The 15,267-nt window shown below is 60.7% G+C and carries 14 protein-coding genes; 2 read left to right on the top strand and 12 right to left on the bottom strand.

The genetic code is table 11. The features are described from left to right. Nucleotides 1–179: 179 nt before the first annotated feature. Nucleotides 180–1,043: a glycine betaine ABC transporter substrate-binding protein gene (locus tag F8N36_RS02245; protein WP_291331118.1), complete on the top strand. Its 864-nt coding sequence runs from the start codon at nt 180–182 to the stop codon at nt 1,041–1,043. 128 nt (nt 1,044–1,171) lie between these two features. On the opposite strand, the gene F8N36_RS02240 is transcribed toward F8N36_RS02245, so the two are convergent. The 12 genes from F8N36_RS02240 to F8N36_RS02185 all read right to left on the bottom strand — a co-directional run bounded on the left by F8N36_RS02240 (nt 1,172) and on the right by F8N36_RS02185 (nt 14,319). Next, nucleotides 1,172–3,778: a ComEC/Rec2 family competence protein gene (locus tag F8N36_RS02240; protein ID WP_291331117.1), complete on the bottom strand. Its 2,607-nt coding sequence runs from the start codon at nt 3,776–3,778 to the stop codon at nt 1,172–1,174. A 110-nt stretch (nt 3,779–3,888) separates the two neighbouring features. Beyond that, entirely contained in the window at nt 3,889–4,344 is a 456-nt protein-coding gene (smpB, locus tag F8N36_RS02235) for an SsrA-binding protein SmpB (protein ID WP_291331116.1), read from the bottom strand. Next, a complete protein-coding gene (gene ptsP / locus F8N36_RS02230; RefSeq protein ID WP_291331115.1) occupies nt 4,341–6,113 on the bottom strand; it encodes a phosphoenolpyruvate--protein phosphotransferase in 1,773 nt (590 codons plus the stop codon). The genes smpB and ptsP overlap by 4 nt, the downstream gene beginning before the upstream one ends. A 1-nt stretch (nt 6,114) precedes the next feature. Beyond that, complete coding sequence (locus F8N36_RS02225; protein WP_291331114.1) at nt 6,115–6,405, bottom strand: HPr family phosphocarrier protein; 291 nt, start codon at nt 6,403–6,405, stop codon at nt 6,115–6,117. A gap of 65 nt (nt 6,406–6,470) precedes the next feature. Beyond that, a complete protein-coding gene (locus F8N36_RS02220) occupies nt 6,471–7,220 on the bottom strand; it encodes a PTS system mannose/fructose/sorbose family transporter subunit IID (RefSeq protein ID WP_291331113.1) in 750 nt (249 codons plus the stop codon). A gap of 179 nt (nt 7,221–7,399) precedes the next feature. Next, entirely contained in the window at nt 7,400–8,251 is an 852-nt protein-coding gene (rsmI, locus tag F8N36_RS02215; RefSeq protein WP_291331112.1) for a 16S rRNA (cytidine(1402)-2'-O)-methyltransferase, read from the bottom strand. Next, nucleotides 8,193–8,582, bottom strand: a complete 390-nt coding sequence (locus F8N36_RS02210) for a YraN family protein (RefSeq protein WP_291331390.1) — start codon at nt 8,580–8,582, stop codon at nt 8,193–8,195. Before F8N36_RS02210 ends, rsmI begins: the two co-directional genes overlap by 59 nt. A gap of 62 nt (nt 8,583–8,644) precedes the next feature. After that, complete coding sequence (locus F8N36_RS02205; RefSeq protein WP_291331389.1) at nt 8,645–9,271, bottom strand: ribonuclease HII; 627 nt, start codon at nt 9,269–9,271, stop codon at nt 8,645–8,647. 346 nt (nt 9,272–9,617) lie between these two features. Continuing rightward, nucleotides 9,618–9,965: a 50S ribosomal protein L19 gene (gene rplS, locus F8N36_RS02200; RefSeq protein ID WP_022658201.1), complete on the bottom strand. Its 348-nt coding sequence runs from the start codon at nt 9,963–9,965 to the stop codon at nt 9,618–9,620. 78 nt (nt 9,966–10,043) lie between these two features. Next, nucleotides 10,044–11,351 (bottom strand): tRNA (guanosine(37)-N1)-methyltransferase TrmD, encoded by a 1,308-nt coding sequence (gene trmD, locus F8N36_RS02195; protein WP_291331111.1) that lies wholly within the window; start codon nt 11,349–11,351, stop codon nt 10,044–10,046. Between the two features lie 71 nt (nt 11,352–11,422). After that, nucleotides 11,423–12,154 (bottom strand): 4'-phosphopantetheinyl transferase superfamily protein, encoded by a 732-nt coding sequence (locus F8N36_RS02190; protein WP_291331110.1) that lies wholly within the window; start codon nt 12,152–12,154, stop codon nt 11,423–11,425. A gap of 101 nt (nt 12,155–12,255) precedes the next feature. After that, nucleotides 12,256–14,319: an elongation factor G gene (locus F8N36_RS02185; protein WP_291331109.1), complete on the bottom strand. Its 2,064-nt coding sequence runs from the start codon at nt 14,317–14,319 to the stop codon at nt 12,256–12,258. A gap of 223 nt (nt 14,320–14,542) precedes the next feature. On the opposite strand from F8N36_RS02185, the gene F8N36_RS02180 reads away from it, so the two are divergent. Beyond that, nucleotides 14,543–15,250 (top strand): hypothetical protein, encoded by a 708-nt coding sequence (locus tag F8N36_RS02180; protein WP_291331108.1) that lies wholly within the window; start codon nt 14,543–14,545, stop codon nt 15,248–15,250. Nucleotides 15,251–15,267: the final 17 nt, after the last annotated feature.

Raw genomic sequence — 15,267 nt, 5'->3', positions numbered from 1 at the left:
CGCCACGCATGACAAGCGGCTGGCAAAAATTTTTATGCGCGCGATAATTGACGATACACCGCCCGAACCATGAAACAGCTTGAAGCCGCGCCTGAAACTGTTAGTCTGTATTTCAAGCGGAATCCCCTCTTCCGAATGCCAACGCACAAGGCCTTGGCAAAAAAGGTGTGGAGGAAGCAATGGCACGCAGGTTTTTCATACTGTTTCTGGCGGTTATGGTGTGGGCGTTTCCCGGGCAGGGAGTTGCGGCCGACAAGGCGGGCAAGACCCTCAAGATTGTCTACGTTGACTGGGATTGCGCTGTTGCTTCCAGCAATCTGGTCAAGGCAGTGCTGGAAGAGCGCTATGGATACCGCGTGGAACTGCTGCCGGTAAGCCAGGAGGCCATGTGGACCAGTGTTGCCAGTGGAGCCGCAGATGCAATGGTTGCGGCCTGGCTGCCCGATACGCATGCGGACATGTATGCCAGGGTTAAAAACAAGGTAGAAATGCTGGGCAAGCTTGTGGGCGGCGCGCGCCTGGGGCTGGCAGTGCCCGACTATGTGTCGTTGCGCTCCATAGATGAACTGGAAGCCAACGCAGACAGGTTCAACGGGCGCATTGTGGGCATTGACCCCGGCGCTGGCATTATGCGGCTGACGGCCAAGGCGCTGAAGGATTACGAAATCACCCAGTTGCAGCTTGTGCCGGGCAGCGGCCCCAGTATGGCGGCCAGCCTGGCTGAGGCCATACGTACACATGAATGGATTGTGGTGACAGCGTGGTCGCCACACTGGATGTTCAGCCGTTGGCCCATGCACTATCTGGATGACCCGCTGGCCAGTCTTGGCAAGGATGAGAGTATTTTCAAGATTGGGCGAGAAGGGTTAAAAAAAGACCACCCTGAAGTGTGGGCCTTTTTGAGCAATTTTCGTTTTGAAGATGCCACGCAGTTACAGCGGCTTATGGACTGGAACCAGCAGAGAGGCACTGATCCCGTGCAGAATGCCCTCCGTTTCATGAAAGAAAATCCCCGCCTGGTGGATTCTTGGTTCAAAAAGTAGCAGGGTAGACGCCTGTTCCATTTCAAAGCCGCCAGCAATGACATTAAAGGCGTTCCAGCGAATATACTCGCCATTTTTTTCTGGCACATGCCAAATTCCATGCGTAAAAAATAGGCAGTTCCGCGTGGTTATGGTCGGCCGGTACTTACCCTGTACTGTCCATATCCCTGCCCCTGAGAGCTCCAGACAACCTTCACCGCTCCATCGCGCCCTGTGTACAGCAGCGGCACGCCTGTACCTGCGCACCACGCCCGCAGCCCTGGCGAAGGGTAGCCGTAACGGTTTTCAAACCCGCACGAAGCCACCACAAGACCCGGCTGCACAGCGTCATAAAATTCTTTTAAAAATCCATTTTGCGAGCCGTGGTGCGGGGCCACAATAACTTCTGCACGCAGGTCGTCGCCGTTTTCAAGCAGGCGGCGCAGCACAGGCCGTTCCGCATCGCCCAGAAACAGGGCCAGCCCTCTCCCGCGCTGGGTCAGCCGGGCCACCACCGAGGCATCGTTGCCCTGCCACGTATCCTGTTCCTCTCGGGGCGGGTGCAGTATTTCCATGCGCAAGTCATTTGCCGCGTTGCCCAGCACAAGTACATCGCCCCTTGCCAGGGGGCGGCTGTGGTGCCCACTGCGCGCCTCGCGCCATTGCTGGCCCCAGCTTGCCTTGCCTTCGCGCCCGTTCTCAAACAAATGATTCACCGTAAAAAAACGCAGTACATGCAGTAGCCCCCCCATGTGGTCAAGGTCGGGGTGGGTGTTGAGCACTGCAGCCAGTTGCGGCGTGTCGTTGTATGTCAGGGCCGGGGCCACAATGGCCTGACCGGGGTCAAAGCGAGGCGAGGCGCTGCCACTGCCGTCCAGCAGCATGCGCGTATGCCCGGGCAGTCGCAGCACCAGAGCCTGGCTTTGTCCCACATCCAGTACATCCATGCGAATATGGTCAGAGAGGCGCTCGGCGGTGCGCAATACGGGTCCAATGCACAAAAGTAGGGCACCGGCCAGCAGCAGGCGTCGGGCTGTCAGGGGCAGGCCGGGGCGTCCTGCCTTGAGGGCAAGGGCTCCCAGCAGGGCGGCAAAGGCTGGCAGGGTTGTCCAGTGGGGGCGAAGCAGGGCGGGAGGTTGTAGCAGGTTGGAGCTGGCCAGCCAGGCAAGGCAGTCTGTGAGCCACTGGCAGGGCAGTGCGGCCAGATCAAGAGTAATCCGCGCCAGGGTTTCAAGCCCGGTGGCGGAAAAAATCAGGCCAAGCACGGCGGCGGGCAGCACCAGCATATCGGCAATGGGCAGCCAGAGCACATTGAGCCAGAACCAGTGCCCCATATTGTTGAAGAGCAACATGTTCAGCGGCAGCAGAGCTACCTGAATGAACAGCGACACCAGAAATATGCGCGCCATGGCCCACAGTGCTCGTTGTATCTTGCCGTTATGCCGCAGAAACTTCCGGGCAGATGGCTGTTGATCTGTCTGCAAGCGTGGCGTTGCGTCCGGCTCTGGAGCCAGTTCTCGCAGCCAGGGCATGCTCATGCCAATAACTGCCACGCAAAGGACAGAAAGCTGCAGGCCCGTATCCAGCATGCTGAGCGGTGAGGCCACGCTGATGCAGAGCAAGGCGGTGCACAGCACATCCAAAGTGGTGCGCGGTCTGCCGCGCAAAAAATAAAAAGCCAGAAACAGCAGCATCACTGCTGCCCGCAGCAGGGAGGCCGGTGCGTCGCCCAACCACAGGTACGCCATGGCCGGTGGCACGGTAGCCAGCAGTATCCACACGGCGCGAGGGCGGCGCAGGTACATGCCGGGGCGCACACGTGCGGCAGCCAGCACGCACAGCAGGCCTACGAGGCCCGCCACGGTAAGGTGCTGGCCCGAAAGGGCGAGGCTGTGCACGAGGGTGGCCGCCGCAAAATTGTTAAGGGTCTGTTGGTTGAGATATTGCCGGTCACCAAAAAGCAGAGCGAGCAGAATGGCCTTGCCCTGCGACATGGGGGGGCGATGAACCGCCCCGACGGCAGGGGTGGTTGCGCCCGGTACCTGCGCGGGGGCAAGTTGCGGTGGCAGCAGCACCGCAACAAAACATTGCCGCAGTGCATCACGCCAGCGGGCAGATAGTGTGGGCTGACCAGAAACCTGCGGGCTGCCCTGTGCTCCAAGGCTCCACACCCGCCAGCGTACTCCCTGGGCAGCCAGCCACAGACCCCAGTCTGTCTGCCCTTCGTTGGCAAAACCCTGCGCAGGCGTGGGGCGCCGGGTGAGGCACACGGTCTGGCCGGGGAGGGGAGGCGCAAAGCCAAGGGCAGGCGCGGGAGATTCCCACGTCCAGGCAAGTTTGCCCGGCAGTGCGGGAGCTGCCGTAGACGTGTCGGCTGATTCCGGGCGAACATCATCCAGCAGCAGACGCAGACGGTTGTCGGGCAGACCCTGCATGTCGCGCACCGTGCCACACACCCTTGGAGCTTGCGGGCTCTCGTGCAGCCAGAGAGGCGGCTGATTCGCATGCCTTGCGGCTGACGGCAGTGCCGACAGGGGAGAACCATAGAGCTGCCAGCAGCCAGACATAAAACCGGCCAACAGGCACAGCAGCGCCAGAACCGACCTTGCCCATTGCCACAGGCGGGCATCGGCAACCAGTAGCAGCAGTGCAAAGCAGAGGGAAGGCAGGGGCCAGGGGGCGGCAGTAATGCCCGCTATCCAGAAGCCCAGATACGTCTGCCAGAGCAGGGGGGCTTGCAGGGGAGGATGCCGCATAATATGCCTTGAAGGACTGGCAGCTGGCCAGCATTTGCGGCAATACCCACAGGTACTGCCTTAAAAAAAGAGGCGCTCTTGCAGCAAGAGCGCCCGTTCCCGGATTCAGGTTACGCCAGTTCGCGGGCCATATCCCGCTCGGCAGCCCGGCGTTTGAGTGTTTCGCGGTGGTCGTGCAGTTTTTTGCCCTTGCCCAAGGCAATTTCGACCTTGATTTTGCCGCGCTTGAAATAGAGGCGCACGGGCACAACGGTCAGGCCCTGCTGGGCCACCAGCCCGGCAAATTTGGATATCTCGCGTTCGTGCAGCAGCAGCTTGCGCGCGCGGTCTGGTTCTTGCGACACATAGCCAGCATTGGCGTAGGGCGCGATATGCAGCGAAACAAGCCAGGCTTCGCCCTGACGAAAATCAACATAGCTGTCAATAAAGTTTACCTTGCCAGCGCGGATGCTTTTGACTTCCGGGCCGGTAAGCACAATGCCCGCCTCGGTGAACTCAGAAAGTTCATAGAGGTGGCGGGCCTTTTTGTTTACGGCGACTGTGGAGGGAGATGTTTTTTGACTCATGGGTGACTGTGTGTGAAAAGGCTCGTGGTATGGAAGGCCAGTTCCTGCCCCAGTGACTGTTGCAGAGCTTCGCGCACCATGCGCTTGGAGGCAGCCACATCGGTGCTGAGCAGCACGCTGTTGGCAAGTTCCATGCAGGTCTGGGCGTTAAACTGGCGGATAAGATGCTTCATTCCCGGTACAAAACGTGGCGCGGCAGATACGGTGTCCACACCCATGCCCAGCAGCAGTGCCAGACCAAAGGGGTCGGAGGCAAGCTCGCCGCAGACCGAAACGCCAATACCCTCGCGGTGGGCGGCGTCGATAATATGTTTAAGCGAGCGCACCACTGCCGGGTGTAGGGGCTCGTTGAGATAGGCCACATGGCGGTTGTTGCGGTCAATACCCATTATGTAATGGATAAGGTCGTTGGTGCCGATGCTGAAAAAGTCGCATTCGCGCGCAAGAGCATCGCATATAAGTGCCGCAGCGGGGGTTTCAACCATCACGCCCAAGGGCAGCAGAGGGGCGTGGGCCAGGTTTTGGGCCGCCAGCTCCTGATGCAGTTCCTGCATGATGCGGCGCACCTGCTGCACCTCGTCGAGGCACGAAATCATGGGCAGCATGATGGCCACATTGCCCATGGCGCCAGCGCGCATGAGCGCCCTCAGCTGGGTGCGAAAAATACCCTGATGCCGCAGGCAAAACCGTATGCCGCGCAGGCCCAGTGCCGGATTGGGTTCCTTGAGCACCGCCTGGGCGTGCAACATTTTGTCTGCGCCCACGTCAAGCGTGCGAAAAACCACTCGGTCTGGCGCGGCCCTTTGGGCCACGGCGGCGTATTCGGTCAGCAGGTCTTCTTCCGAGGGCAGGCGGTCGGTAAAATAGGCAAATTCGGTGCGGTAAAGGCCCACGCCGTCTGCCCCGCACTGCGCAAGGGCCGCCAGTTCGTTGGTGCCCTCAAGGTTGGCCTGTACCTCCACCCGCACGCCATCGCACATTTCGGCGGGCCAGCGGGCAGACTTGAGCGTAAGGTTTTCCCATGCCGTGTATTCTTCGCGGCGCGCGGCAAAGCGGGCCTCGTCGGTTTCGTCGGGGCTCAGCAGCACGCTGCCGCCAAGGCCGTCCACAACCACTATTTCGTTTTCGCGGGCAATATCCATAAGCCCGGTAACGCCAGCAAGGCAGGGAATATGCATGCCGCGCGACAGAATAGCGGTGTGCGATGTGGGGCCGCCCTCGGCAGTCAGAATGCCCAGCACGCGGTCAAGGTTGAGCTCCATGACATCTGCGGGAGAGAGATCCTCGGCCACCAGCACGCCGGGGGTTTCGTCCTCGGTATTGCGCGCGGGGTCTTCAGCAAGGTGTTCGCGCAGGCGCAGTCCCACGGCGCGTATGTCCTGCGCGCGGTCGCGCAGATAGGCATCGTCCATGCTTCTGAACAGGGCGCACAGTTCGTCCACAGTGAGCTTGAGCGCCCACGAGGCGCACACAAGGTTGTTTTCTATACGGGCCAGCGTTGCTTTGAGCAGTTTTGGGTCGCGGGCCATTTCCATTTGCGCGGCAATAACATCGCGGTATTCCGAAAGGTCTTCCGGCACATTTTCCATGGTGGCGGCCAGCGAAGCGCGCACGCCTTCAGCCGCAGCCCGCAGGGTTTCCTGCTCGGCTGCCACCTCGGCAGCGGTGATGCGACGTTCGTCGTCCTGCCGTGCCTTGTGCATAAAGCGCACCCTGCCAATGGCAATGCCAGGCGAAACAGGTGTGCCGAAAAGTACCGCGCGGGCCATGCTAATCCTGCAAATTGGTTAAAAATTGGGCCAGACCGCTGAGGGCCTCGCGGGCGTCGTCGCCCTGGGCCAGCAGTGTGAGCTCCGCATTGGCGGGCGGAGCAAGAGAAAGTATGTCCAGCATGCTTTTGGCGTCCACCTCGCCGGTGTCGCTTATAAGCTGTATATCAGAGGCATAGCGCTGCGCCTCCTGCGCCAGGCGGGCCGCCGGTCGGGCGTGCAGGCCGTTGCGCAGGCCAAGGCATATCCGCAGCGCCAGACCTCGTGGCGTTTGTTCTATGGCGTCTTCCATCGTCCTACCTTTGAGCGTTTTCGGTCAGGCAAACAAAACGTCCGTTACCGAAAAACATGTATATTCTACATGCCTATGAGGCCCAAGTCCACGAGAATAAGGGCTCCCGTGGTCACCACCCAAAGCAGCAGGCGCGGCAGGCGCATGCGGCCCACAAGCCACGCGGCGGCCAGTACTGCCGCAGCCCCCAGGGCATAGGCAGTCCAGGGAAATGGCTTGATCTTGCTGAGGGGCAAATGCCAGATGACCAGGGCCGCAAGGGCCGCATTGATCATCTTGAGCCTGTCCACCCAGTTGATGAGGTTGAGCTTGCGCAGTTTGGTAAGTGTGGTCAGCCCGTAGCGCAGGCCCGAAACAAAGCAGATGGCCCTGAACAGCAGCAGGGCGCAGAACATGCTGACAGCCAGCACAATGGCAATGCCCGTGAACCCGGCCAGCAGCAGGCTGACGGTGAGCAGCGACCACAGGGGCAACAGGGTACCGCTGAAAAACGAATCCCCCAGGGCCGACAGGGTGGTTGCCAGTGTTTCGCGCACGGAATTGAGCGCAGATTCTGGCAGCGAACCCTTGGCAATGGCCTGCTCAAGCGAAAGCAGAATGCCCACAAAAAGGGGAATCATGAACGGGTGAGTGTTGCTGTGCCCCGCGTAGCGGCCCATGGCGCGGGCAAAGGCCTGCGGTTCTGGGTAGAGCTGACGCAGGGCAGGCTCGAGCACAAAGGCCAGACCTATCTGCTGCATGCCTCTGGCCGTCATGGCTGCATTGATGCAACCTGTGCGGGCCAGACAGGCAAGAACAACGCGTTTGGGATACATGGCAACCCCGTGGCATGCCGGTTGGTCTGTTTGGGCGGGCCTGGCCCGCTGAAAGCAGCAGGGTCCTTGCTGGCCGGGGTAAACAGACACGGTCAGTTGTTGGCACAATGTGCGGTACTTGCCAGAATATGCACACCCTGCGGCTTTGCTGTACGCCTGCCGGGCACCGTTTTCGGGTGCTAGTTTTCTGGGGCGAGCTGCTCCGTTCCTGTCAGCAGGGCGTATATTTCCTTGCCAGACCAGCCTCGCACGGCATCCTGCACACGGCGGGCAACCTGACGCGGCTTGCCGCCTTCTGCAAGCTCCGCATTGGCCAGCTGCAGCACTTCTTCCCTGGGGGTACGCTCTGTGTGCTCTGGCGGCCCCACAATCACCGTAATTTCCCCCAGCAGTTCGTCGGGCAGCTGGGCGCTGTCTTCAAGACGACCTACTATAAATTCCTCATGTTCCTTGGTCAATTCCCGACACACAGCCAGCTCGCGGGGGCCAAGAATGCGCGCGGCCTGGGCAAGGCTTTCCTTGAGGCGATCCTTGCGTTCAAAAAAGATGAGCGCGCCCGGTACGTGGGCAAAGGCGGTAAATAGGGCGTCGCGGCCTGCAGCGTCGCGCGGCAAAAAACCCAGAAAACTGTGCGGCAGCGGCGGTATGCCCGCAGCTGAAAGGGCGGCCACTGGCGCGGAAGGCCCCGGCAGGGGCGATACGGCAAGGCCCTCCTTGCGGCAGGCCCGCACCAGACGGTAGCCGGGGTCGGCCAGCAGGGGGGTTCCGGCATCGGAAACCAGGGCAATGCTTTGCCCTTCGCGCAGCAGGCGCAGTACTCCCTCCTGTCGCTCGGTTTCGTTGTGGTCGTGGAAACTCAGCAGGCGGCGTACTTCAATGCCGCATTCGCGCAGCAGGCGGGCTGTGCGGCGGGTGTCTTCAGCCAGTACCAGATCGGCGCCGACCAGCACCTCGCGGGCTCTGGGCGAAAGATCACCAGGGTTGCCAAGTGGCGTTGCCACTATCCACAGTCGATTCGCATTCAAAGGCATGGCGGCAGTGCTCCAGATGCAGGGTATCGCCCTCGCGCACAACGCAGACCACATCAAACCGGCATGGGCTGCTCCACGCGTCGTGGGCCGCTAGCCATGCCCGGGCCGCGCGGCACAGGGTGCGCTGTTTGGCTTGGGTAAGCGCGGCGGCTGGGCCACCGTGCGTAGTCTGGCTGCGGGTTTTTACTTCAACAAAAACTATGGTGTCGCCGTCGCGGCAGACAATATCCAGCTCAAGCCTGCCCTCGCGCCAGTTGCAGGCAAGCACCTTCATGCCACTGCGTTCAAGCTGGGCGCGGGCTGCGTCCTCCCCCTTGCGGCCAAGGCGCATATGGGCCGGGGCAGCGGACTGCTCATCCTTGCCGCCCAAAAGGCCCTGCAGCCAGCGGGGCGTCATAACAGGCTGGCCTGCTGCGCCACGGGCTTTTCGGGCAGTACACCGCGAAAGGTCAACCGGTGCTGCGGGCAGGGGCCAAGGCGGCGCAGGGCCTGATAATGGTCTTCTGTTCCATAACCCTTGTGTATTCCAAATCCGTAGCCGGGCCATCGCTTTTCCATGTGGATCATGAGCGTGTCGCGGTACGTCTTGGCCAGAATGGACGCTGCGGAAATGGCGGGTTCGCTGGCGTCGCCCCCGATGATGGAACGCTGCACCGGCAGGTTCGCGCTGTGGGTTTTGCCCCAGTGCAGGGTCAGCACCTCGCGCGGCAGGGTCTTGTTGCCGTCAATGAGCAGTTGCGCCGGGCTGCACCACAGGCAGCGTACGGCCCGACTCATGGCTTCAAAGGTGGCCTGTAAAATATTTATGGCGTCAATGCGGGCAGGCCACACCACACCCAAACCCCAGGCAAGGGCGCACTGGCGGATGAGCGGGGCAAGCATGTCGCGTGTCTTGGCGCTGCACGCCTTGGAATCATTGAGGCCGGGCAGTTCGTAACTTTGCGGCAAAATGACGGCTGCGGCCACCACTGGACCAGCCAGACATCCGCGACCTGCTTCGTCGATACCGGCAATCAGCATGCTCGTCGTTTCCGGGGCTTGCGGCAGCAGGGAGGCTTCTGCGGGCACGGCAGAGCCCGTCGCGGTAACCAGATGCACAAGACTTGCCTGCGAAAACTGGTTTTGTGACCTTGCAGCGCGGTTCGATGCTTTTTTGCCCATGGTTTCTCCGCTGTGCGGCACGGGGCCTGACCAGCGTAAATATGTGTGGCTGGCGGCTATGGACGCTCAGGTTTCCGAGACCGGGTCGCCTGTAGCGCTGTATTAAGTTGTGCTGCCAGTCTATGGACGCGCGAACAGCGCACCAGAGAAAATCTCTGGTGCGCCGTAAAAACGCTTGCTGCGGGTCTGATACCTAAAAAAGGGATCAGAAACGGCCACGCGGCTTGATGCGCGCGGCTTTGCCCTTGAGGGCACGCAGGTAGTACAGGCGGCTGCGGCGCACGCGGCCCTGGGTGATCAGCTCAACGCGATCGATGAAGGGCGAGTTGAGCGGAAAAATACGTTCCACGCCCACGCCGTCGGAAACCTTGCGCACCGTGAAGGTGGCGCTGGTGGTGCCGCGCTTGATGCGGATGACGTTACCCTGGAAGACCTGGATACGTTCCTTTTCGCCTTCCACAATGCGCAGGTGCACTTTCACCGTGTCGCCGGAGCGAAACGCGGGAAGATCCATGCGCTGGTTTTCCAGTTCAATTTTCCTGATGATGTCCATCGTGAACTCCTTGCAAATCCGGGCGGATTGTTGCGTCGTTGCAAAGCGGCGCCGATGCGCTCAGGCCGCCGTGTTGCGTCAGTAGTAGTCGCCTAATATCCTGTCGGCCAGAATGGCGGCCGCGCTGCGCACCGAAAGATGGTTGTAGCCCAAAAAACGCACCGGTCTCAGAGTGCCTTCGCACTGTTCGAGCACCTCCGGCGCAAGCCCTTGCGCCGTGCCCAGGCAGAGCATAACCGGCCCCTGGTCGCACCAGCGCCGCACGTCACGCGGTGTCATGGGCATGCGTTCCGGTTTGGATGCCTTGCCCTTGGCAGGCCAGACGGCAGAACTAGCTACCAGCCTGGGTCGCGTTCCATGCTGCGCGGTCATATGCGCCACCGCTTCTTCAAGCGAAGTCGCGGGTTGCACCAGACCGAGTGCCTGCGCCCGGTCGGCGTTGCCTGTACCGCCCGGCCCCCGCGTCCAGTGACGCAAAATTTCTTCCAGCACCCGCAACTGGTCGCGAAGAGGGGTTACCGGATAGAAGAAACCCATCGCATAGCTGCGGGAAATTCGGGCTATATCGTGTATGTCCAGATTTGTCAAAGAGGAAGCGCCAGTTTTTTTTGGCCCAAGCGATACCGGGTAGTGCACAAGGCAGAAAGAAAGGTTGCGTCCAGGCCGCTCGCGTGGAGTATCTGCAAGGGTTTGCACGTCTTCGCGGTACAGCGGAGCCTCGTTCAACATTTCTGGCCGCATGCGCAGGGTGGCGCGCACAGATTCCTGCCTGCGCCAGCAGGCAATGCGCGCGTGGTCGCCGCTTTGCAGCACTTCTGGAACAGGCAGCCCCTCAAAATTTTCTGGCCGCGTGTAATGCGGATATTCCAGCAGGCCGTGCGAAAAACTTTCGTCCTCGCCAGATTCTTCCTTGCCCATAAAGCCGGGCATAAGGCGTGAAACAGCCTCAAGCACCGAAAGGGCAGCGCTTTCGCCGCCATTGAGGACAATGTCGCCCACGCTTACCGGCTCAAGCGGAAACAGTTGCAGCAGGCGTGCGTCGATGCCCTCGTACCTGCCGCAGACAATGGTGAGGTCTTCCTCGTGCGCGAGTTCGCGCACCATGTCCTGCGTCAGCGGGCGGCCGCCGGGGGCCATGAACAGCATGCGACCCGGTCGCTCGATGGAACGCAGGGCATGCGCCAGAGGCTCCCCCTGCATGACCATGCCGGGGCCGCCGCCGTAAGGGCGGTCGTCCACATGGCGGTGCTTGTCCGTGCTGAACTGACGGGGATCGTGAAAACTGCAATCCACAATGCCAGCCTCCCGTGCACGGCCCATGAGAGCTGTGGACAGGGGAGATTCGAAAAATTCGGGAAAAAGCGTGACAATGTGAAAACGCGGCATGGGCGGAGAGTGCCGCAAAAACGTCTGGCTTGCAAGGAATGTCTGCGGGGACGGCTTGGCTGGCGTTCCGGTCAGCTCTGCTGCTGCAAATCTGTGAGGCGGGCCAGCAAGGTGTGTGGATCTTGCCGCCGCAAGAAAATTTTCGAGTGGGGCACCCGCCCTGCCTGCGCCACGCACAGCCAGTGGCCGGGGCAGGCAAGTGTGCGCCAGCCCAGTAAACCAAGCGGCCCTTGCCACAGGCCAGCCCTTTGCCCAAACCTGCCCGTGGGTATCTGCGCGGGCTGCATGCCAAGGCCAAGGCCCGCGGCCTTGACCATGGCCTCCTTTATTGTCCAGCGGCGCAGGGCTTCGCGGTCTGTGCACTCGCGAAACAGGGCAGTGGAGGCGAAAAGTTCGTGTTCTGTATACGCGCTGGCGTGGGGCGGGGGTGAGGCAAGAGCTTCGGCATCAAGCCCAAGAGTGGGTGATTCCTGCCCTGCTGGCGCCAGTGCGCAAAAGGCCGCCTGTCCGCTGTGGCTGAAGGCAACCTGCCAGCCAGCAAACAGCGGGCGGTTATGGTTGTCCATACGTATCTGGTTTTGTGACGAGCCGTGCAGCCCTGCGGACGTGATGAGCAGGGCGCGGGACAAAAGGCGCGACAAGGCAGTTTCCATAACTTCCTGCCCGAAGCGGCGCACATGTTCAAGCTGCCGCGCATCCAGCCAAGGTTCAAGCGCCGTTTCAAAGGCTTTGCGCCACAGGCGCAGATAGGCATTGGAGCCCTGCGGCAGCGGTGAGTAAAGTATGGTAATCGGTTGATGCATGTGCTTTCTGCTTGTGGTCTGCGTTGCAAAACGTACAAACCGGCTGTTTTGCAGAAAACAGCCGGTTTGTCATTATTAATGATTATGAAGCTGGGCCGTTGCTATTCGGCAGCCTTGTTTTTCTGGTGTTCGGCCATGACCTTTTCGGCCACAGGCTGCGGAGCTTCTTCATAGTGTGCAAATTCCATGGTGAAGAATCCCTGTCCGCCGGTCATGGAGCGCAGGTCGGGCGCGTAGCGCAATACTTCGCTCATGGGCACATGGGCCTTTATTTCCGTGCTGCCACCCTGCGAGTCAGAGCCCAGCACCTTGCCACGGCGGGAAGAAAGGTCGCCGATAACATCGCCCATGCTTTCATCAGGCACAGAAACCGTGAGCAGCACGATGGGTTCGAGCAGCACGGGCTTGAGGTTTTCCATTGCTTTTTTGAATGCCAGCGAGCCAGCTACCTTAAAGGCCATTTCCGACGAGTCAACGGTATGGTAGCTGCCGTCGTAAACCTTCACGCGGAAGTCCACCACCTGGCAACCGGCAAGAAAACCACGGCCCGCGGCTTCCTGTACGCCCTTGTCGATGGCGGGTATGTACTGGCGGGGAATAACGCCGCCCACAATGGCATCTTCAAACACATAACCCGAACCACGCGGCAGGCCTTCCATCTCTATCCAGCAATCGCCAAACTGGCCGCGCCCGCCAGACTGTTTTTTGTGGCGACCCTGCACCTGGCACTTGCCGCGAATGGTTTCGCGGTAGGGAACCTTGGGGGTTTTGAGGACGATATCCACCTTGAAACGCCGTTTGGCCTTCTCCACTGAAAGTTCGATATGCAGCTGCCCCATGCCTGAAAGCAGAATATCGCCAGATTCTTCGTCGCGACCGAGGCGTAGGGTGATATCTTCGTCCAGCAGTCGCTGCATGGCCGCATATACTTTGTCTTCTTCGCCTTTTTCCTTGGGGGCCAGGGCGTAGGTGATAAGCTGTGGGGGCAGGGCAGGCATGGGCAGGGCAAAGGGGGCTTTTTCGTCGCTTAAGGTGTCGCCCGTGCGGGTGCTCTTGAGCTTGGCAACCGCCACAATGGCTCCGGGGCCAATGGGTTCTTTGCAGGGGGTTTGCGATTTGCCAAGAATATACAGCAGGTTGCCAAGGCGCTCGTTTTCTTCGGTGCGCGAATTCTTAAGCGTGGCGTCGCCGTTGATAGTGCCCGAAAGCACTCGCAACAGCGAAAGCTGACCGGAGAAGGGATCGGCCAGAGTTTTGAAAACAAAGCAGGCCACCGGGGCATTGGGGTCAGGAGCGCGTTCTGCGCCGTTGCTGCCCGTAAAGGCGGGGCGGTCAAGGGGCGAGGGCAGCAGTGCCTCAATGGCGGTCAGCAGGGCTTCCCCACCCTTGTTTTCAAGAGCGGAGCAGGTAAGAACCGGCGTAAGCTCGCCCTTGATGACGCCCGCGCGCAGCCCGGTTTTAAGGTCGTCTTCGGAAAGAACGCCCTCTTCCAGATATTTTTCCATGAGGTGCTCATCGCTTTCCGCGATGTTTTCCACGGTAATGTCGCGCAGCAGGCTGATGTCGTCGGCCAGGGCAGCGGGAATATCGGCCTCGGCAGTGGCGCCGTTGTCGCCAAACATGCGGGCCTTGCCCGTCAGCACGTCGGCCACGCCCACAAATGATTCGCCCTGGCGTATGGGCAGCTGCAATACCACCGGCTTGACGTTAAGACCGGCAAGGCCGTCGAGGGCCATCTGAAAATCGGCGCGGTCACGGTCTACCTTGTTGACCACCATCACGGCGGGCAGACCGGCGGCGCGAACAATATTCCAGAACTTTTTGGCAAGGGGGCGCACGCCGTCAACGGCGTCCAGCACAAAGATGACGCTGTCCACGCCCTTGAGCAGGCATTCCATGTCGCCTGTAAAGTTGCCGTCGCCGGGAATATCCAGCAGAAAATGTCGGTTTTTATTCCAGAGGTAGGTGGCGCAGGAGGGTTGGATGGAGCCGCGCCGGCGGATTTCTTCGGGCTCGTAGTCAAGGCTGGTGGTTCCGTCTTCTACAGCCCCCAGGCGATTCACCGCCCCTGCTTTGTACAGCAGCATCTCGGCCAGAGATGTTTTGCCGCAACCGCCGGTTCCGACGATGGCGAACGTGCGTTGCATTTCCAGTGGAGTAGGCATGGTTATCTCCCTTCGTAAGCGATATGGCGCGCCCATGGCGGCCTGTTGAACGAAACTAGGGAAAGGAACAAGTCTTCCATCTGCTATTGGCTTCCACGTTACAGGCTTGCGGCAAAAAAGGAAAGGGGCGGCGACTTTTGACGTAAGGCTTTGCGCTTGACAGCAAGGCCCGCCGCTGTGACAGTTATTTGGATATACACTGGAGCAGGCGGAGGAAACGGCCATGGCGTTATGGGAATGGGCCGCCGCTGGCGCGGTTTTTGTGGCGATTGTGGTAATGTGCGTGCGCTTCATGAAGCGTGGTTTGACCACGCTGGAGGACGAGCGCGCCGAATGCCTTGAGCGCATTCGCCAGATGGAAGAAAAAATTAAAGAAGATCAAAAAAATATGGCCTCCAGCGAGCATCTGCGCATCGCGCGTGCAGGGCTGGAGGATTTGCTGCGCCTGGCGGGTAATCCTGCCGGTATGTGGCTTGAGTCTGTGGGCAGGGGGCTTGGCGAGGCGCAGGGCGAGGCCCTGGTGCTACACCTGCCAGAGGGCGAACTGCGCATCAGCCTGAGCATGCGTGAGCGCGAGCTCCGGGGAGTACGCAAGGTGGCGCACGGGCGGGGCAGCTGGCACTTGAGCGGGCTGGATATGAACGAAGAATATACCGACCTTGTGCCGCTTATGCGCGCCGTGAGCGCCCGGCTTGCACTCAGTATGGGCGAGGCCGTAGGCGGCGGGGCTCCATTTTGCCCACTGGGCGACCCCGCGGCCGATGTGCCGCCAGAGCTGCCCCATCTGGCCCGGCGGTTTACCAGCGCAAGGACTGCCAGGGTCAAACGGCAGCCTGTGAAACCCAGCGAACAGGAGCGCACGGGCGACGTGCGCTTTGCCCGCCGCACACCCGGGCCCAAGGCAGCCCCCTCGCGGGGCAAGGCCCGCTGATCTATTTGCACCTGTCT

This window comes from Desulfovibrio sp. (assembly GCF_009712225.1).
GTDB lineage: Bacteria > Desulfobacterota > Desulfovibrionia > Desulfovibrionales > Desulfovibrionaceae > Desulfovibrio.
Note: the sequence above shows the minus strand (reverse complement) of the source record. Positions and strands in the feature narration are given on the sequence as shown.